Source organism: Acidovorax sp. SUPP2539, assembly GCF_030158975.1.
Classification (GTDB): Bacteria; Pseudomonadota; Gammaproteobacteria; order Burkholderiales; family Burkholderiaceae_C; genus Paracidovorax.
In genome coordinates, this window is the sequence record NZ_BQXJ01000009.1 from 101,097 (window position 1) to 120,294 (window position 19,198).

General features: G+C 64.9%; 16 protein-coding genes. 4 read left to right on the forward strand and 12 right to left on the reverse strand.

Annotated features, from left to right (window positions below):
* The first annotated feature begins 50 nt into the window (after window positions 1-50).
* From AVTE2539_RS24365 to AVTE2539_RS24375, 3 genes are all read left to right on the forward strand, one after another.
* Entirely contained in the window at window positions 51-4,721 is a 4,671-nt protein-coding gene (locus AVTE2539_RS24365) for an RHS repeat-associated core domain-containing protein (protein ID WP_284414683.1), read from the forward strand.
* Window positions 4,722-4,733: 12 nt separating this feature from the next.
* The gene (gene imm45 / locus AVTE2539_RS24370) at window positions 4,734-5,066 is read left to right on the forward strand and encodes an Imm45 family immunity protein (protein WP_284414685.1); all 333 of its coding nucleotides are present in this window, start codon (window positions 4,734-4,736) and stop codon (window positions 5,064-5,066) included.
* 209 nt (window positions 5,067-5,275) lie between these two features.
* Complete coding sequence (locus AVTE2539_RS24375) at window positions 5,276-5,635, forward strand: hypothetical protein (protein WP_284414687.1); 360 nt, start codon at window positions 5,276-5,278, stop codon at window positions 5,633-5,635.
* Between the two features lie 328 nt (window positions 5,636-5,963).
* On the opposite strand, the gene AVTE2539_RS24380 is transcribed toward AVTE2539_RS24375, so the two are convergent.
* The 12 genes from AVTE2539_RS24380 to flgB all read right to left on the reverse strand — a co-directional run bounded on the left by AVTE2539_RS24380 (window position 5,964) and on the right by flgB (window position 18,148).
* Complete coding sequence (locus AVTE2539_RS24380) at window positions 5,964-7,223, reverse strand: HDOD domain-containing protein (protein ID WP_284414689.1); 1,260 nt, start codon at window positions 7,221-7,223, stop codon at window positions 5,964-5,966.
* A 31-nt stretch (window positions 7,224-7,254) separates the two neighbouring features.
* Window positions 7,255-8,541, reverse strand: coding sequence for a flagellar hook-associated protein FlgL (gene flgL / locus AVTE2539_RS24385; protein WP_272565449.1), 1,287 nt, complete (start codon window positions 8,539-8,541; stop codon window positions 7,255-7,257).
* 18 nt (window positions 8,542-8,559) lie between these two features.
* Window positions 8,560-10,491, reverse strand: a complete 1,932-nt coding sequence (gene flgK, locus AVTE2539_RS24390) for a flagellar hook-associated protein FlgK (RefSeq protein ID WP_284414692.1) — start codon at window positions 10,489-10,491, stop codon at window positions 8,560-8,562.
* A 13-nt stretch (window positions 10,492-10,504) separates the two neighbouring features.
* Complete coding sequence (flgJ, locus tag AVTE2539_RS24395; RefSeq protein WP_284414694.1) at window positions 10,505-11,422, reverse strand: flagellar assembly peptidoglycan hydrolase FlgJ; 918 nt, start codon at window positions 11,420-11,422, stop codon at window positions 10,505-10,507.
* A 66-nt stretch (window positions 11,423-11,488) separates the two neighbouring features.
* The gene (locus AVTE2539_RS24400) at window positions 11,489-12,634 is read right to left on the reverse strand and encodes a flagellar basal body P-ring protein FlgI (protein WP_272565446.1); all 1,146 of its coding nucleotides are present in this window, start codon (window positions 12,632-12,634) and stop codon (window positions 11,489-11,491) included.
* A 202-nt stretch (window positions 12,635-12,836) separates the two neighbouring features.
* Window positions 12,837-13,556, reverse strand: coding sequence for a flagellar basal body L-ring protein FlgH (locus tag AVTE2539_RS24405; RefSeq protein ID WP_284407502.1), 720 nt, complete (start codon window positions 13,554-13,556; stop codon window positions 12,837-12,839).
* Between the two features lie 65 nt (window positions 13,557-13,621).
* Window positions 13,622-14,404 (reverse strand): flagellar basal-body rod protein FlgG, encoded by a 783-nt coding sequence (gene flgG / locus AVTE2539_RS24410; protein WP_272565444.1) that lies wholly within the window; start codon window positions 14,402-14,404, stop codon window positions 13,622-13,624.
* A gap of 40 nt (window positions 14,405-14,444) precedes the next feature.
* Complete coding sequence (gene flgF, locus AVTE2539_RS24415; protein WP_272565443.1) at window positions 14,445-15,185, reverse strand: flagellar basal-body rod protein FlgF; 741 nt, start codon at window positions 15,183-15,185, stop codon at window positions 14,445-14,447.
* Between the two features lie 53 nt (window positions 15,186-15,238).
* Window positions 15,239-16,516, reverse strand: a complete 1,278-nt coding sequence (flgE, locus tag AVTE2539_RS24420; RefSeq protein ID WP_284402621.1) for a flagellar hook protein FlgE — start codon at window positions 16,514-16,516, stop codon at window positions 15,239-15,241.
* Window positions 16,517-16,573: 57 nt separating this feature from the next.
* Window positions 16,574-17,224, reverse strand: coding sequence for a flagellar hook assembly protein FlgD (locus AVTE2539_RS24425; RefSeq protein WP_272565440.1), 651 nt, complete (start codon window positions 17,222-17,224; stop codon window positions 16,574-16,576).
* A 21-nt stretch (window positions 17,225-17,245) separates the two neighbouring features.
* On the reverse strand, window positions 17,246-17,650 hold the full coding sequence (gene flgC / locus AVTE2539_RS24430; protein ID WP_272565439.1) for a flagellar basal body rod protein FlgC: 405 nt from the start codon (window positions 17,648-17,650) through the stop codon (window positions 17,246-17,248).
* Window positions 17,651-17,689: 39 nt separating this feature from the next.
* The gene (gene flgB / locus AVTE2539_RS24435; protein ID WP_272565438.1) at window positions 17,690-18,148 is read right to left on the reverse strand and encodes a flagellar basal body rod protein FlgB; all 459 of its coding nucleotides are present in this window, start codon (window positions 18,146-18,148) and stop codon (window positions 17,690-17,692) included.
* 214 nt (window positions 18,149-18,362) lie between these two features.
* On the opposite strand from flgB, the gene flgA reads away from it, so the two are divergent.
* Window positions 18,363-19,121, forward strand: coding sequence for a flagellar basal body P-ring formation chaperone FlgA (flgA, locus tag AVTE2539_RS24440; protein WP_502868977.1), 759 nt, complete (start codon window positions 18,363-18,365; stop codon window positions 19,119-19,121).
* Window positions 19,122-19,198 lie beyond the last annotated feature (77 nt).

Below are 19,198 nucleotides of genomic sequence, written 5' to 3' on the forward strand. Positions count from 1 at the left end.
CATTCCCGTGCCAATGCGCACCGTGCAAATCGCCTTTTGCCAAACCATCCATGAGCCAATTTCCGCAAGCTGCCCGTCTCCACGATCCGATCGCGCACAGCAATGCCAATTCTCGACTGCTGGCGAAAGTGGTGGGCATCGCTGCAGGTGCTGCCATTCTGGGTGCTGTCTGCGCCGGCACCATTGCGGCGGGTGTGGCGGCTGGTGTTGCCGCTGTTGGCACGGTGGTCAGTGGTGGGCTGGCTGCGCCCATTCTGGTGGGCGCTGTGGTGGCCACCGGTGCGCTGGCTTCGGTGGCAGTCAGCATGGTGGGTGGAGCCATCGGCGAAAAGATTGCAGATGCGATCGTTCCCGAGAGTTGGGAGGTCACCGGCAAGATCCTGACGGCCTCTCAGGACGTGATCATCAACGGCAAGGGAGCCGCTCGGGCGACCGATGAGGTGCCGCTGGATGAGGTCGAATGTGGCAAGCACACCATCAAACCCGTCAATCTGATTGCACAAGGAGCGGCCCAGGGTCCCAAGCAAACCATCATCAACGACGCGCTGGCCGCGCGCAAAGGTGACAAGGTAATTTGCGGAGCGTCGATCCATGAAGGGTCCGCCAACGTCTTCATCGGCGGCGAGCCGGAAACCGTACGGGACTACGATGACGAAGTGTCGTTCGCCCTGCGTGCGGCACTTTTCGTGCTCGAAGCTCGCCGTTTCTATAAGAACGCCAAGTGTCTCTGGAGGATGGCCAAGAATCCGAGGGCCGTCCTGAAGGACATCAACTGTCTGCTGAAGGCTGCACAGGCTGCAGGCTCTGCGGCCATGACGCTGCCCGCCATTTTGGGCAATCCGGTGCACATCGCGACCGGGGCCAAGCTGCTGTCGGGTGGCAATGACCTGGATTTCGTGTTGCCAGGCGTGCTGCCCATTGTCTGGCAGCGTACCTACAACAGCCTTGACCTGCGCACGCAAGGCCCATTCGGCCAAGGCTGGAGCACCCCTTACTGTGTGCAACTGCACCTGGGCATCAATGCGCAGGGAGAGCCGACGGTCACTTATTTCGATATGGACGGGCGCGATGTCACTTTTGCCGCTCCGGCGCACGGCGAGGGCCATTTCAGCGTGGCGGAAGGTTTCGGCGTTTTCCGTAGCGAGGGTGGTGATTACTTTGCGGTGACCGGCGATGGTCAATACCAGTGGTTCGGTGCACCTGAAGATGCCGTACCGGGCGGGACAAGAGGCCAGGGCGTGCTGCAGTTGCGGCGTATCGAGGACCGAAACGGCAATTTCCATGCCCTGCGCTACGACGCGGACTACCGGCTTACCCATGTGGCGGACAGCACTGGCCGGCTGCTGGAGTTTGAATATGCGGAGGCCAGCCGCCGTCTGCGGCAGATCGTGCTGCGTATCGGCTCGGAAGACGAGACACCGGAGGTGCTCGTGCGTTACCAGCATCACCAAGATGCCGGCCATTCCCAACTCGCGCAGGTGATCGACCGTAACGGGGAAGTCGTCCGGCGCTTTGCCTACGACCAGGGCCACATGATCAGCCACAGGCTGCCTACGGGTTTGGTCTGCCACTACGCGTGGGAGCGGTTCGATGCGGCGCTGGGCGAGCGCAAGGGCCCGCACCTTCGAGTGGTGCAGCACTGGACCGACGATGGCGAGCGATACCAGTTCGCGTATGACCTAGCCAAGCAGACCACCGGCGTGACCGATGCTCAGGGCCGAACCCAGCATTGGACCTGGAATGCCGATCACGAGATCGTCTCTTACACCGACACCCTGGGCCGTGTCTGGACCCAGGCATGGAGCGACACCAAGCAGCTCTTGCAGCACACCGATCCATTGGGCCGAACGACGACGTGGACCTATGACGACGCCGGTAACGTCACCGCTGAGACCGACCCTCTGGGCCGTATCCAGCGCATGCGGTGGACCCCGGCCCCGGCTTGCCTGCTGCAGTCGAGCATCGATGCTGCAGGCGCCGCCTGGAAATACCGCTACGACGACTACGGCAACCTGCTCGGAGAAACCGACCCTCTGGGGCACCAGACCACCTATGCCAACGATGAGCGCGGCCTGCCGCTGGTCATCACCGACGCACACGGAGGGCGCAAAAGGCTGGCTTGGGACGCCCGAGGCCTGCTGACGGCCTACACCGATTGCTCGGGCAAGACCACCCGCTTCACCCATGACCGCCGCGGCCATCCGCTGACGGAAGCGGATGCGCTGGGGCAATCGACCCGCACCGAACACGATGCAAAAGGCCGTCTGCTGCGCATCACGCTGCCTGATGGCAGCTCCTACCAATACCAATACAACGCGGCGGGCCAGTGCGTCATCGCCACCGACGCGATGGGGCATGGCACGAGCTACAGCTACAACGCACGCGGCCAGTTGATCGGTCGCACCCGCACCGTGGGATCGCAGCACAGCAACATCCAACTGGGCTACGACGCAGCCCACCGGTTGGCCGTTCTAATCAACGAAAACCGACAGGCTTACCAGTTCGCCTACGACGCCGCAGACCGGCTCGTCAGCGAAACCCGCATCGACGGCACGCGGCAGGTTCTCGAGCGCGACGCCGCTGGTCAGGTGGTGGGGGTGACGGAATATCCCATGCCCGGCGGGGGTGACGAAGTGCCGGGCCATGCTCCGATACAACCGGTTCGCACCCGTCTGGTGCGTGACGCAGGCGGCCAACTGGTGAAAAAGACGGTGGCATCACTGAGTGCTGAAACCGAACAGCCAGAGCTGCAGATGCAAACCGCATACACCTACAGCCCAACCGGGGAACTGGTGCAGGCGGAAGAGAAAACCGCAGAGGGTCAGTTGCTGTCTCGCCATGCATGGCAGTACGACAAGGCGGGCCAATTGCTGCAAGAAACGGCGGTGCACCCTGTGGTGCCCGGCGCTCCGCACAGCAGCACCGTGCGCTACCAATACGACGCGCTGGGCAATCGCATCGCCACAGTGCTGCCCGATGGACGCACCATCAACCACCTTCACTACGGCAGCGGGCATTTGCACCAGATCAACCTGGACGGCGCCGTCGTGGCGGATTTTGAGCGTGACGATCTGCACCGCGAAGTGCTGCGCACGCAGGGGCGGTTGGCCAGCCGGTTCGCTTATGACGGTGCAGGCCGTAGAAGCGCGGCCTGGGTACGCCCGGCCATGCTCCGGGTCGGCAATGGCACTGGCCAGTGGAGCCCGCAAAGCGCCGAGTGGAACGCGCGGCTGCAGCAGCCGGGCCTGGATGACACCCTGCTCAAGCGCTACGACTACGACCGCAACGGCGAACTGCAAAGCCTTCACCACAGCCGCAATGGGCAGACCCGCTACCTTTATGACGCGAGTGGCCGCGTTACCAGTGCGCAGCACACTGGACATCCGCAACTCAACGAATCATTCCATTTCGACCCGGCAGGCAACCGGATCAACGCCCTGGAAGCTGGCGCACTCGCGACGCAGGGACGTGGCTGGGTGCGCGACAACCGGGTGAAGGTTCTGGAGGACAAGCGCTACGACTACGACGGTTTCGGCCGGCTGATCCGCAAGCGGATCGGTTCACATACCGAGCAGCACTTCCGGTACGACGCGCAGCACCGGATGACGCATGCAGCAGTGGTGCGAGCAGGAGGCAATGGTGAGCCTGTGCGGCAAGTGTTCTGCTACCACTACGACGCGCTTGGTCGGCGGATCGCCAAGTCGGATGATTTCGGTACCACGCTGTTCACGTGGGAAGGTATGCGGCTGCTGCAGGAGCGCCGGGGCGAACACTGCAGCACGTACCTGTACGAGCCTGACAGCTACAGCCCGTTGGCACGGATCGACGGGCTGGGGGCGATCGAACCCCACCCTGCGGCGCAGCATGCGTTCGGGGCCAATGCGAAAGAAGGGAAGGCGCAGTCTGTTCCGACGACGAATCCAGATTGGGAGGATCGGTTCAACGTGGTTGCGGCCAACGACGCGAATGAGGGCGGCAAATCTCACTCCCAGATACCGGAGCCGAGTTTCAGCCGCAACGCAGCCGTGCCCAATGCGCAGGTGTACTACTTCCACAACCAGCCCAACGGACTGCCAGAGGAGTTGAGCGATAACCGGGGCAGTCTGGTCTGGCGGGCGCAATACAAAACCTGGGGAAGTGCCGTCAGCGAAAGCTGGCAGGCCTTTGACGATGTCGGACGCCCGATGGGGCAGGCTGTTGCTGGCGGGCAAGCGGTTGCACCACAGAACCTTCGGATGCAGGGGCAGTACTTGGATCGCGAGACAGGGTTGCACTACAACACATTTAGGTATTACGAACCGGAGGTGGGAGCGTTCACGACGCCAGACCCGATTGGGTTAGCGGGTGGAATGAACCTGCATCAATATGCGCCGAATCCGATTGCTTGGGTGGATCCTTGGGGGTGGAATGCTAAGCCTGAAAGTGCGGCGGATTTTGAAGCAAGAATTTCTAAAATGCCACCTTCCGAAAGAGTTGCGGCAGTAAGAGGAAAAATTCAAAAAGTAGCAAGCAGAAACGGGTGGGAGCCCGACTCGAAGCTTAGTAAAAACAATGGTAGAGATGTATATAGAACCGCCTCAGGAGATCTAAGGGCTGCGGACACCCAGCATGGACGAATAGAGCATACGGATAGTAAAGGTCGTCATATGGGTGAGTTTAATATTGATGGGAAACAAACAAAGCCCGCTGATAGCTCTGGAAAGCATAATTTAAGATGTTAATAATGGAGTTGTATGGCTATCAAGTTAATTGACTATTCTGGGAATTTGTCCCGCGGCACAATTTTGAGATGCACCGGGAAGAGTCCTTATGAGGATTTTGTGGATTTTATGGTCGTAGAGTGTTTTAATAAAGCTGATGGCAACTATTCTTTAATGGTCTCTTCCGGGTATAAGGCTGGAATCACTTATGCTGTGCTCCCTCCGGAATCTCTGCCTGCTGGAAATGATGGATACGCTGTTGATTTAGGGTGGTTGACGGCTAATTGGCAAAAATGGGGGTATTTTGAGTGCCCCTTAAATGAGGTTTTTGTTATTGAAAATAAACCTCCAAAAAGCGTCGATTAAAAATTATTGCTCATGGAGGGCTTGCTGCCTGAGGACTTAAGCGGCAATCAGGTGTCGTCAGTAGGTAGCATGCAATAAAGCAGCTGGCGAGAAGATTTTTTACAAAGGACAATTCAATGAAAATTCATAAATTGAGGTTCTGCTTGAATTTTGTGGCTGTATAAGATCTCCTTGCACTTATGATTGAATATAAAGATAGGAATGATTTTTTGAAAAAACTTTTCCCAGAAGGAGATTTTGGAGAAGTTTTTTATGGACAACTTGGTTTTGATGTTGGGGGGCGGGTGACGGTCAGCTTGCATGTTAAAAATAGACCTGCAATAGAGGTTGAAAAATGGGGTGTGTGGGGTGTTGATTACAATGTAATTGTTGCTGAGCTGTTGGGCAAGACACATGGAGATATAGTTCTGAAAAATCAAATTGATTTTGATTTTGCAAAAATCTCTATGATTCCAGAGGGTGGCAGATTTTTTATAAAACAGGAGGGGTCGAATTTCTCCTTGTGCCTACTCGTAAGGTATTTAATTTTCCAAGGCTGTACTGTTTATAAAAATTGCTTTGAAAGTTAGAGGCTGTAAATCAAACAAGTAATGCACGCAACCTGGATAGACTTATCAAACTTCGACAATCACCGCCTGAGCCACCGCGTGCACGCCACCGACCGGTTGGGCCAAAGCCCCACCATCGACTGACACCAACGTCTGCAGCGTGTGCGAGCTACCCCCGCCGTGGGCAGCTCGCTGTCAGAAAAAAGAACCCGCGTGCCTGCGCACGAGCTCAAGCCAAAGAGGAGCGATCGGAAGGTGCTCTGCGACGTTTCTCCGCTTGCCACTACCGCTTCTGCGAATCACTGGGCCCAACGCCATGCCCCGACTTCGATCTCCAACGCTTGGGTCGTCAACCCCCGCGCTTCACATCCAGATCCGCCAACACCCGCAGCAACCCCCGATTCACCTCTTCCAGATCCATCTCGTGCGTCTCGCACAGCTGGCGGATCGCCGCGCCGTTGTCCGTCTCCAGCGCGCAGGCCATCTCCAGGCTGGCCGCGTACGGCCCGGTGTGCAGCACGGTGGCGTCGTAGATGCGTTCGGACAGGGGCAGTCGGCGCAGGATGGCGCCCAGGGGTTCGCCCAGCAGGTCGTCCATCTGCGAGAGCAGGCCGCACAGGTAGATTTCGCGCCGCAGGTCGTTTTCCACGCCGGCGTCCAGCAGGCGCTCGGTCAGGCGGGCGCGCAGCACCATGGATTCGCGGATGGGCTGCAGGTTGGGGTCGGTGCTGGCGTGCGGCAGCTGGTCCGACAGCCAGCGCTTGAGCGAGCCGTAGCCCATCATCACCAGGCCGCGCCGCAGCGAATCCACGCCGGTGCGCAGGCCGAGCGCTGCCGAGTTGGTGTAGACCATGAAGCGGTAGGCGAGCAACGGGTCTTCGCCCAGGATCTGTTCAAAGGCCTCCAGCGACTGCTCGGCGTCGATGGCCTTCATCAGCTTGAGCACCGTGTCGTGCCCGGGCTGGGGCGGCTGGTGGCGCAGTTCGTACAGCACGTCTTCCGCGGGCCAGCCGGCCAGGGCCAGGGCCTTGTGCCGGTCCAGGCAGTGTTCCATGAGGGCGCGGCTGGCCACGTTCTCGTACATCTGTCCGGCCAGCACGGGGCTGGGCTGCTGCGGCTGCTGGCCTACGGCGGCCTGGTGGGGGGCGCCCGCTCCGGCGCGGGGCACGGCGGCGGTGGCCTTGAGCGCGGCCATGGCGTCGGCGGCGCTGAGGGTGAGCAGGCTGTTGTCGAAGCAGCCGGCCACAGCGGGCTCGGGCAGGTGGTGCAGTTCGCCGCGCCAGACGAGTTTCAGGCCGCGCTGGTGGGCGGCCTGCACCTGGGCGAGCAAGGCCGGATCGCCCAGCCATTCGTTGCGCACTTCGATCCAGGGGGCGCCGCGCGGCGCCTGGGTCAGCAGGTCGGTGAGCAGCTGCGGCGTTTGCGGGGACAGCAGCAGGGGGGGCGAGCTGGCGCTCCACAGTTCCTGCAAGGTGCGCAGCAGGTGGGGCGCATCCACGACAGCGGCGCCGTCGCTTTGCACATAGAGCTGCACGGCTGCCAGGCGCCGCGCCTGGTTCCACAGTGGGCGGTAACCGAGGAGAAGGCTGCCAAGAACGGATTGGACCATGGGATGCGAAGGCGGCCGTTACCGCGCGGGCTCAGCCGATGTAGTTGAAGAGGGACAGCTTCTGCACCTGGGCATAGGACTTCAGGGCCGCTTCATACCCGACCTGGTTGTTCTGGAAGTCGGAAATGCCCTTGATCATATCGAGATCCTCCGCGCGCGAACGGTCGGCTTCGAGCTGCACGGCGCGCTTGTCCTGGTCGCCCGTGATGCGGTCGGCGCGGTTGAGCAACTCGCCCGCGTAGCCCCGCATGTTGTGCATGCGCTCCATGCCGATGTCGATGTTGTTCAGGGCCTGGCCCACGGCCTGCGAGGCCGCGCCGCTGGTGGTGGCGTTGCCGATGTCGCGGATGGCGCTGTCCAGCGTGCTGAAGATGCTGGCGCTGGGCTGCAGCGAAATGCTGTCGCCGTTGGCGGGCGAGAGGCTGTAGGTGCCATCGACCTTCTTGACGGGCGTGCCGGTGATGTTGAAGCTCATGCCGGGGATGCCGGTCACGCCGATGCTCACCGGCTTGTCGGACGGAAAGTCGGGCACCGTCACGGGCGCGGACGACACGCCGGTGGTGGTGTTGGTGATGGTGTACGTGGCCGTCGTGGTGCCTGCCGTGGCGCCCGGGCCCACGCCGCTGAAGACGATCTGGTAGTTGTTGCCCGTGATGAGGCTGGTGTCGGTGGGCTTGATGCCGTCGGTGGTCAGCAGGTGGTCGGTCGAGCTGGTGGTGACGGCGGCGTTGTAGGCGCCGTCGCGCTGCGGCACGAACATGAAGGCCGATTCGCCGTCCAGCGACAGGGGCAGCGAGCTGTCTGTGCCCGAGCCCTGGCCGGGCAGGCCGGAGAAGGTGTAGTCGGGGCTGCCGGACTGCGGCCCGAGAAAAGGCGTGAGCGCGCTGCCCAGGGCGCCCAGCAGCGGCATGCCGTTGCTGTCCTTGCGGTTGACCATGGAGGACAGCTGCTCGCGCAGGCCCTGCAGCTGATTGGCGATGGTCTTGCGGTCGTTGGGCGTGAGCGATCCGTTGCCGGCGCTCACGATGAGCTGGCGGGCCTCCTGCACCAGGTCCACGGCCTCGCCCATGGTCGATTCGGCCTGGGCGATGGAGTTGCGCTGGTTCTCCAGCGCGCGCTGGTCGGTCTGCACGCGTGCCAGTCGGGTCATCGCGCGCTCGGCCTGCGCGGCGGCCACCGGGTCGTCGCTGGCGCGCACCACGCGCTTGCCGGAGGTGAGGTTTTCCTGCAGGTTGGACAACGCCGTCTGCCGCGTGCCCAGGTTGCGCAGGGCGTTGTCGTACATGTTGGCGGTGGAGGTGCGATAGAAGTTGGCCATGTCTTTCTCCGGCGCGGTTTATCGGCCCATCGTCTGGATCAGGCTGTCGAAAATGCTCTGGGCGATCTGCAGGACCTTCGCGGAGGCCTGGTAGGCCTGCTGGTATTGGATCAGCTTGGCGGCCTCTTCGTCCAGGTTCACGCCCGAGACGGCCGTGCGGTCCTTTTCGAGGTTGCCCGCGATGGTGGTGGACAGCTGGGCGGAGTTCAGCGCGCTCTGCGTGCGCGTGCCCACCTGCGCCATGAGGCCGGCGTAGCCGTCGCTCATGGTGGATTCGTCGAACATCTTCACGTCGCGCAGCGCGTTCATCGCGGAGGCGTTGCCGGCGTTGCGGGTGTAGGTGTCGCCGTATTGAGGATCCAGCGCATTGCCCACCGTGACGGTGTCGCCGGTGTTGGGCGTGCCCTTGAGCGTCAGTTCCCAGCCGTCGATCTTGATGGGCTGGCCCGGCGTGTAGGCCAGGCCCGCGGTGCCCGAGGGCGGGCTGGTCGAGCCCGTCACCGTGTAGGTGGTGGGCGGGCCGGCGGCGAAGCTCAGGCTCACGCCCGCCGGAATGGGGGGGGCGGTGAAGCCCGTGGAGGTCGCCTGCACGCTGGTGAGCTGCATCGACCCGCCGTTGGTCTTGCCCATGGCGGCGTTGACGGGGCTGGCCACGGCCAGGTCGCGGGGCGACAGCACCTTGGCCTGGATGTTCGCGGCCGTGGAGCTGAAGGGCTTGAACAGCACGCGCTCGCCGGTGGCGCCTGCGGCCGTCATGTTGAAGTTCAGCCCGTCGATCTGCTTGCTGGCCAGGTCGGTCAGGTCGGTGAAGGCGGTGGCCTTGCCGTCGGACATGCGCACCACCTGGCCGGCCGGCGGCGTGGTGAAGCGCACTTCATAGTCGGACGCGGCGAACTTCGTCGCGTCGCTGAACGACACGGTGCCCACGGCCGTGCCCTTGGTGTAGCCGGGCATGCTGGTAGGCACCGAGAACAGGTCCTTGCCGGACTGCCCGTCGAGCGTGAGGCCCAGCTTGTGCTGGGCGTTCATCGTCATGCCGATGGACTGCGCCATGCGGCCGAGCAGGTTCACGCCCTCGGCGAGATCGGTGTTGTTGAAGCGCAGCAGGCCTGAGACCTCGCCGCCGCCGAGCATGTTCTCGTCCAACTCCACGGGCGCGACGCCGGGGCGGTTGAAGAACAGCTTGGTCTGCCCGCTGCCGGGAAAGGACGTGGCTTCGCCCACGGACAGCTGCGTGGCGGTGGAGCCCAGCACCAGGGGCTGGCTGCCCGCGACGAACAGGCCCACGGTGCCGTCGTCGGCCTGCACCTGCGTGGTCTGCACATACTGGTTGATCTCGCGGATGATCTGGTCGCGCTGGTCCAGGAGGTCGTTGGGCGATTGGCCGTTGCCGGTGGCGCGCGCGATCTGCTCGTTCACGCCGGCCATGCGGCTGGCCAGGCTGTTGATCGCGTTGACGTTGCTGTTGAGCTGTTCGGTGACGGTGTACTGGATCTCCGACAGACGGTCGGCCGCGGAGCGCATGCGCCCGGCGGTCTCGTCCATGCGCGTGAGCACCACCGTGCGCGCAGTGATGTCGGTCGGGGCCGCCACCACGTCGGACAGGGCGTTCAGCATGTCGGTGATCGAGGCGCCCAGGCCGCTCGTGCCGCCGCTGAACACGTCCTGCATCTGCGACAGGCGCTCGCCGCGCGTCTGGTCGGCCGCCTGGGTGGCGTTGGCGGCGGCGGCCTGCCGCGTGAGCAGCTCGTTGTGGTTGCGCAGGATGGTCTGCACGTCCACGCCCTGGCCGATGTAGCCGCCGCCGGTGAACTGGCCCTGCACGGTCTGCAGCGACAGCGTCTGGCGCGAGTAGCCGGCGGTGTTGACGTTGGCGATGTTGTGGCCCGCGGTCTGCAGGGCCACCTGGTTGGCGAGCAGGGCGCGGGCGCCGACGTTGAGCAGGCTCATGGAGCGCTTTCCGTCACGCCGCCGTGCGCGGCGAGACGCGCAAGGTGCTGTTGATGGCCCGGCTCAGCTTGCTGGCGTATTCGGGGTCGGTGGCGTAGCCCGCCTTCTGCAGTTCGGTGGCGTAGGCCACGGCGGAATGCGTCTTCTCGCGCGCCTTCTCGTAGCGCGGGTTGTCGTTGATGAGCTTGGCGTAGTCCTTGAAGGAGTCTTCGTAGGAGTCGTAGGCGCGGAATTTCGCCGTCACCTTGCGCGGCACGCCGCCGATGTACTCGGTGGTGGTGATCTCGGCGACCTTGCCCGTCCAGCCCTTGCCGGCCTTGATGCCGAACAGGTTGAAGGAGTTGTCGCCGTCCTTGGCTCGGATCTCGCTCTTGCCCCAGCCGGTCTCGTGGCCGGCCTGGCCCAGCATGAAGCTGGCGGGAATGCCGCTTTCCTTGGCCACGCGCTCGGCCGCATCGCGGTGGTGCTGCACGAAGCTCTCGCGGCCCTTGGGCGCGGGGGCGGACGGGTCGGCCGCCACGGCGGCGGCGCGCTGGCTGGCGGCGCCCAGGCTCAAGGTGGAGGGCACCGAAAACGTGGGCTCGGCGCCGGCGCCGGCATCGCCGCCGCCGATCTGGCGCGTCAGCTGGCGCTGGATGGCCTCCGAGAGCCCGCCCTGGCGGCCCGACATCTGGATGGACAGCTGCTGGTCGAGCATGTCGGTGCCCAGGTCGGCCTGGCCGCCTTCCATGAGGCCGGACTTCATCGTCGCCTCGCGCATGCTCTTGATCATCTCGCGCATGAAGAGCGATTCGAACTGCTTGGCCGCTTCCTTGGCGGCCTGCGGGCTGTTCTGACCGGCCTCGTACTTGAGCGCGTTGAGCGAGCGCGAATCGACGGCCAGCGCGTTGGTGGCGGTGGTGGTCGCGGCTGAGGGCAGGGTCATGGCCATGTGCGGTCTCCCGTCAGGTCGGGCGCCGTCGCATCGGCGGCAGGGTCGAAGGGGTGGCGGCCATGGTCAGATGACCTCCAGCTCGGCGTTCAGGGCGCCTGCGGCCTTGATGGCCTGCAGGATGGCCAGCAGGTCCTGCGGCGTGGCGCCCAGGGTGTTGAGCGCACGCACCACGTCGGCCAGCTGCGGCGACGGCGGCATCTGGATGATGTTGCCCGGCTCCTGCTTGACGGTGATGTCGCTCTTTTGCGCCACCACGGTCTGCCCTTGCGACAGCGGGTTGGGCTGGCTGATGACGGGCGTGGAGCTGATGGTGATCGACAGGTTGCCGTGCGCGATGGCGCAGGGGCCCAGCGTCACGGCCTGGTTCAGCACGATGGAGCCGGTGCGGGCGTTGATGACGACCTTGGCGGAGGGGACGGAGTCGGCCACCGCGAGTTCTTCCAGGTCGGCGATGAAGTTCACCCGGGCGCCGGGGTCCAGGGGGGCGCGCACCTGCACCGTGCGGCCGTCCAGCGCCGTAGCGATGCCGGCGCCGTTGCCCAGCTTGCCGTTGATGGCCTGGGCCACCTTGCGGGCGGTCTGGAAGTCCGAGGCGTTCAGGCCGAGGGTGATGGTGTCGCTGTCGTTCAGCGGGGTGGGCACCGAGCGTTCCACTTGTGCGCCATCGGGAATGCGGCCGGCGCTCAGGTGGTTGATCTGCACCTTGCTGCCGCCGGCAGACGCCCCGGCACCGCCCACGACCATGTTGCCCTGCGCCATGGCATAGATCTCGCCGTCGGCGCCGCGCAGCGGCGTGGCGATCAGCGTGCCGCCCTTGAGCGACTTGGCGTTGCCCATGGAGGACACGCTCACGTCGATGGTCTGGCCGGGCTGGGCGAAGGCGGGCAGTTGGGCGGTGACGATCACCGTCGCCACGTTCTTGAGCTGGGGCGCCGCCGTGCCGGGCGGCAGGCTGATGCCCATCTGCTGCAGGTAATTCGTCATGGCCTGCGTGGTGAAGGGCATCTGCGTGGTCTGGTCGCCCGTGCCGTCCAGGCCCACGACGAGGCCATAGCCCGTCAACTGGTTGCTGCGCACGCCTTGCACGGCCGCCACTTCCTTGATGCGCAGGGCATGGGCGGGCAACGCCGCGCACAGGGTGGCCAGGGCGGCCAGCAGCCACACGAGCCGCGACGCGCGCGAAATCAGGGGAGAGGGCAGGGCTTTCATGGCCTCGATTGTGAAAGCGGACCGCTTCACGGGATGGGCCAAAAAGATGCCGGATTACCGGTCAATTGGGGCGGCCGGCCCCGGGGGAATACAAGCGAAAAATGCCGCCAGTGCAATCAACACTAGGGCATTGTGCTATTAAAATAGTAGCAATCTGCCGCCAGGCCGTGGCGGCAGATTGCGGGGATGGGTGGCGGCGCGGTTAGAACGGCGTGACCGAATTGAAAGCCCGCGACAGCCAGCCCATGGCCTGCGCCTCGCTCTGGGCGCCGCGGCCGCGCGACTGCACCCGGGCGTTGGCCACCAGCGTGGAGCTGATCACGCTGCCCGGCTGCAGGGCGCGCGGGTCCACCGTGCCGGAAAAGCGCAGCACGTCCACGTTGTCGTTCACGCCGATCTGCTTTTCGCCGGCGATCACCAGGTGGCCGTTGGGCAGCACGTCGATCACGGTGGTGGTGATGGTGCCGGTGAAGGTGTTGGTGCTTTCGGTGCCGCCCTTGCCTTCGAAGTTGTTGGTGCTGGTCGCGCCCAGCGAGGCCTTGCCCAGGTTGGTCGAACTGATGAACGGTAGCGCGGTGATGCCCGACGCCGTGCCCGACTTGCGGTCCACGGTGGAGGTCGATTTCTGGCTGGCCGACACCGTCTCGATGATCTGGATGGTGACCACATCGCCCACCAGGCGCGCGCGGCGGTCCTCGAACACCGGCCGGTAGCTGGCCGCGTGGAACAAGCTGCCCGTCGCGGGGCCGGAGGGCCGCGGCGTGGCGGCCACGGGCGGCGGCGTGGTGGGCAGCAGGTCCACGGGCGGCGGCGGCGACAGCGTGGCGCAGCCGGTGCACAGCAGCACCAGGCCGGCGACGGCGGCCAGGCGAGCGGACGGCGCCGGCAGGGGGGACGAACGGAGGAAGGAGGCGGTACGCATGGCGGAATCCTGCAACAAGCGGTGGGGGCGTGGGCGTTCTTCGTGGGAACGGTCGGCGTTGCGCTTCAAAGCTGCGCGAGCTTGGCCAGCATCTGGTCCGATGTCTGGATGGCCTTGGAATTCATTTCGTAGGCGCGCTGGGTCTGGATCATGGTCACCAGCTCTTCCACCACGTTCACGTTCGAGGTTTCGAGGAAACCCTGGCGCATGTAGCCCAGGCCGTTCGTGCCCGGCGTGCCCTGCTGGGGCTGGCCAGACGCGGCCGACTCTTTGTACATGTTCTGCCCGATGGGCTCGAGGCCGGCCGGGTTGATGAAGTTGGCCATCGCGATGCTGCCCAGCTGCTGGGGCGCGGTGCTGCCCGGCACGGTGGCGGAGACCACGCCCTCGGTGCTGATGCTGATGGCCGTGGCGTTGGCGGGCACCGTGATGCCGTTGGCCACCGGCAGGCCGCTGGAGGTGACCATGCGGCCCTGCGCGTCGAGCTGGAACGAGCCGTCTCGGGTGTAGCCGATGGTGCCGTCGGGCTGGGTGATTTCGAAGAAACCGTTGCCGTTGATCGCCACGTCCAGGTTGTTGTTGGACTGCTGCAGGCTGCCTTGCGTGAAGTTGCGGCTGGTGGCCACGGTGCGCACGCCCAGGCCCAGGTGCAGGCCGGTGGGCAGCTGGTTCTGCTCGGTGGTCTGCGCGCCGACCTGGCGCTGGTTCTGGTAGATCAGGTCTTCGAAGACCGCGTTGTTGCGCTTGTAGCCGTTGGTGGAGACGTTGGCCAGGTTGTGCGAGATGACATCCAGCTGGGTTTGCTGGGCGGACATGCCGGTCTTGGCGATCCACAGGGAATTGATCATGGCGGTTCCTTTGGGGAGGCGGTTGCGTCGGGCTCGGCGGTCAGCCGTTGAGGCTCAGCAGCTGGCTGGCCGACTTGTCGTTGGTCTCGGCCGTCTGCAGCAGGCGCAACTGCGCCTCGAACTGGCGGGAGGCAGCGATCATTCCGACCATGCTCTCCACGGCATTCACGTTGGAGCCTTCCAGCGCGCCGGACAGCATGCGGGCATTGGGATCACTGGGCAGCGGATCGCCCGAGGTGGTGCGAAACAGGGCATCGTCGCCGCGCTTGAGCGGGTCTTCCAGCGTGGGCGTGGCCAGCTTCAGGCGCCCCACGGCTGCGGGGCGCTGGCTGCCGACCTTGGCGGTGATGGTCCCGTCCGAGCCCAGCGCGATCTCCGCGCCCTGGGGCACGTCGATGGGGCCTCCACCGTCCGAGAGCACGGTCAGGCCGTTACTCGTGAGCAACTGGCCCGTGGCCGAGACTTCCAGGCTGCCGTTGCGGGTGTAGGCCTCGGTGCCGTCGAGTCCCTGCACGGCGAACCAGGCATTGCCCACCGCCATGGCATCCAGGTTGCGGCCGGTGCGCTGCACCGGGCCGGACGCTTCGGAGTGGCCCGAGGTCGCCTCCAGGGCGAACACGCGGGTCTTGGCACCGTCGCCCTGCACTGGCACGGCGCGGAAGGTGGACATTTCCGCCCGGAAGCCGTTCGTGGAGGCGTTGGCCAGGTTGTTGGCCAGCACCGACTGGCGCTGCGCGGCAGCGCTGGCGCCCGTCATCGAGGTGTAGATGATGTGGTCCATGGAGGGTCTCGCGCAGGCGTCTCAGTCGGTGAGGGCAAGGGTCAGGAAAAGGATCAGCGCAGGTTGACCAGCGTGGACATCACCTGGTCCTGCGTCTTGATGGTCTGCGCGTTGGCCTGGTAGGCCCGCTGTGCCGTCATCATGTTCACCAGCTCGGCCGTCAGGTCCACGTTGGAGTCTTCCAGCGCGCCGGAGCGCAGGGCACCGAACTTGCCGTCGGTGGGCGAGCCCATAACGGCCTGGCCGGACTCGAACGTCTCGGCCCAGTTGTTGTTCCCGATGGAGGCCAGCCCCTGCGTGTTGCGGAAGCTGGCCAGCGCCAACTGCCCTTCGGCGCGCGTCACGCCGTTGGAGTAGCGCGTCATCACCATGCCGTTGTTTTCGATGTTGATGCCCGTCAGCTCCCCGGCGGTGTAGCCGTCCTGCGACAGGTCGGACACGGCGAACTTGGTGCCGAACTGCGTCACGCCGTCCAGCTTCACGTTCACGCTGTAGTCGGTGAGGTTGTTCGGATTCGGCGGCGTGGGCGAGATCGTGATGGGCATCTGGAAGCCCGTGGCGGGCGCCGTGGCCGCGGGCGCGGTGATCTTGCCGTTGTTGTCGAAGGTGATCTGGCCGACGGGCGCGGCCACCACGGGCGGCGTTGCCGTGGGGTCGTCCAGCTTGTCGTACACATCCCAGGTGTTGGCGCCGTTCTTCTGGAAGTACAGGCTCACCGGCTTGGCGACGCCCTGGCTGTCGTACACGTTGATCGAGGTGCCGTAGGTGGCGCGCGGCGTGGCGGGCACGGGCGGCGTGGCGGTGGAGTCGCCCGCGGCGTCCGGCGCGCGCGCATCGAGGTTGAACGATGCGGTGATCGACGTGGTCTGCTTGGCCGGGATCGGCTGCGAGGTGGGGAACGACAGCGGCGTGGCGTTGCTGGCCGTGCGCAGGCCCGTGGCCGGGTCCACCGTGTAGCCCATCACCTTGGCGCCGCTGTTGGTGACCACGTTGCCCAGGTCGTCGAGCTTGAAATTGCCCGCACGGGTATAGGCATTGGTGCCGTCGGGCTGCTGCAGCTTGAAGAAGCCGTCGCCGTTGATCGCCACATCCAGGCTGTTGCCGGTGATCGACAGGTTGCCCTGGTTGAACTGCTGCGCCACGTCGGCGGTCTCCACGCCGATGCCGGCGTTGGTTCCCCCCGCGGAGCCGATGGCCGAGGCCACCATTTCAGCGAACTCGGCGCGGGAGGCCTTGAAGCCCACCGTGTTGGAGTTGGCGATGTTGTGGCCGATCACGTCCAGGTTCTTGCTGGCGGCGTTGAGGCCGGACAGGCCTTGCTGAAAGCTCATGGTGTTCTCCTGAGAGGAAGAAGGAAAGCGCGTGGATAGGTGGGAAGGGCGTGCCGGTCAGAGCACCGCTTTGATCTGGCTGTAGTTGACGGTGCTGCCGGTGTCCAGGTCGAGCGTCAGCGCGCCGCTGTTGGAGCCGGTGCCCACCACCTTCGCCTGCATGAGCGCCGTGGACTGCACGGTGCCGTCCTTGGTGGAGGCGACCACGCGGAACTGCAGGTCGCTCTTGTTGCCCGCGTACTTGCTGGCGTCAAACTCGAACTCGTGGCGGCCCTTGTCCTGAGCGCCCATGTCCACCGTGCCGACGACCGCGCCGCCGGGCGTGACGACCTCGACCTTGGTGCTGGTCGCCGCGCCGGCCAGCTCGAAGTAGCCCTTGCCCGTGCTGTCGGTGTAGGTCATCTTGGAGCCTTCCGCGAGCACCGAGCGGCCGATCATGGCCGTGCCCTGCAGCGTCTGCATCGTGGAAAACTGCTCGGCCATGGTCTGCATGGTGAGGTTCAGCGTCTGGATGCCGGTGACGGTGTTGATCTGCGCCATCTGCGAGGTCATCTGCGCGTTGTCCATCGGATTCATCGGATCCTGGTTGTTCAACTGCGCGACCAGCAGCTTCAGGAAGCGGTCCTGCGCGGCGTTGGGGTCGGTGGCCGAATTGGCGCTGGTGCCCGAATTCACGGTGGCGGTGGAGCCGATGGGATTGAGGATCATGGCGAGGTTCTTCCCAAAAAGTTACTGGCCCATCTGCAGGGTCTTGAGGAGCAGCGACTTGGCCGTGTTCATGACCTCGACGTTGTTCTGGTAGGAGCGCGAGGCGGAGATCATGTTGACCATCTCCTCCACCGCGTTCACGTTGGAATGGGTGACGTAGCCCTCCGCATCGGCGGACGGGTGGCTCGGGTCGTGCACCCGCTTGCCCGGCGCGTTGCTCTCGCTGATCGCGCTCACCCGCACGCCGGCGGCGCTCTCGGCGCCCATCGGCGCCGTCTGGAACACCACCTGGCGCGCCTTGTAGGCCTGGCCGTCCGGGCCGGCCACGGCCTCGACGTTGGCCAGGTTGCTGGCCACCACGTTGAGCCGTTGCGACTGCGCACTGATGGCGCTGCCCGAGACGTTGAAGATGGAGAACATGGACATGGCGGTTTCCGCTTTCCGTGGGTGGGGGCGTTACGGCGCTTACTGGCCCTGGATGGCGCTGAGCATCGTCTTGGCGTTGCCGTTGATGAACCGCAGCGTGGCTTCGTAGCGCACGGCGTTGTCCACGAAGGCGGCCCGCTCGCGATCGAGGTCCACCGTGTTGTTGTCCAGGTTGGGCTGGGTCTGCACCGAGTAGCCCAGCGTGCTGCCCGATCCCATGCCCGTCGTGGCGGCCGGCAGCGGAATGTGGCGCGGATCGGTGGCGCTTTGCTGGCGCTGGCCGGTGGCCAGGGACATGGTCGACCCCGATCCGGTGCTCAGCGTGGTCGAGCCGCCGCCGGTCGCATCGCGCATCGCGTCGGCGAAATTGAAGTCGCGGGCCACGTAGCCCGGCGTGTCGGCATTGGCGATGTTGCTCGCGATGGCACGCTGGCGCTCGGCACGCAGCAAAAGCGCGTTGCCGTGGAAATCCAGCCTTTCAGTCATCTTGTTGAGCATGTCAGCCTCGCAAAGCGTTGGGTCCTGGCCGGAGGAAAAGAGGGGTTCCGGCGTGGGTTCGATTATGGAAATGGGCCGGTTTTTCTAAAGCGCGAAGAACGCGGCGATTGGCGCGCAGTTCGGTGCTTCGTGCGCGCCGGCCGGCCCTAAAGTGCCAGGGGTCGAATGGCCTTCCCTGTTGGGCGGCGCATTCCCTGCCACAGGAGGCCTTCCCATGTCACATACCACCGCTCCCCGATTCTTTTCCACCCTGCGCCTGGCCCGGATGGCCGCGCTGGCGGCGGCCTTTGCCCTGCCCGCCGCGGCACTGCGGGCCCAGGCCGTGGCCGAACCGGCGGCAGACCTGGGCGGAATCACCCAGCGCTGGCTGGACGATGCGCTGCAGCGCGGCCAGTCGGGCACGGCCAGCATGCCGCTGCGCATGGAAGTGAGCGTGGGGGCCCTGGACCCGCGCCTGCGCCTGGCGCCGTGCGCCCGCGTCGAGCCCTACCTGCCTGCCGGCTCGCGGCTGTGGGGCCGCACCCGCCTCGGGCTGCGCTGCGTGGACGGTGCCACCGCGTGGAACGTGTTCCTGCCCGTCACCGTCAAGGCGTATGGCCCGGCGTGGGTGCTCACGGGCAATGTCGCGTCCGGGGCCGTGCTCACGGCCGCCGATGCGACCGAGGCCGAAGTGGACTGGGCGGCGGAAACCACCGCGATCGTGGCCAATCCCGAAAGCTGGGTTGGCATGGTGGCCTCGCGCCAGCTCATGGCCGGCCAGGCCGTGCGACAGCACATGGTGAAGGCGCCGACCCTGTTCAAGGCGGGGGCGGCGGTGCGGGTGGTGGCGCAGGGGCGGGGTTATTCGGTAACATCCGCAGGCCAGGCGATCACCGCAGGCGCCGTTGGCGAGACTGTGCGCATCCGTATGGAGAATGGCCGTGTCGTCGCTGGTGTTGTGTCCGAAAATGGAACAGTAGAGATCACTTTGTAAGCGATGGGGCGCAATAAAAGCCTAAAGTCCCTGCCGAAGTGGTCGAAAACATTGCTACTGTGCCCCACATCGAGCGG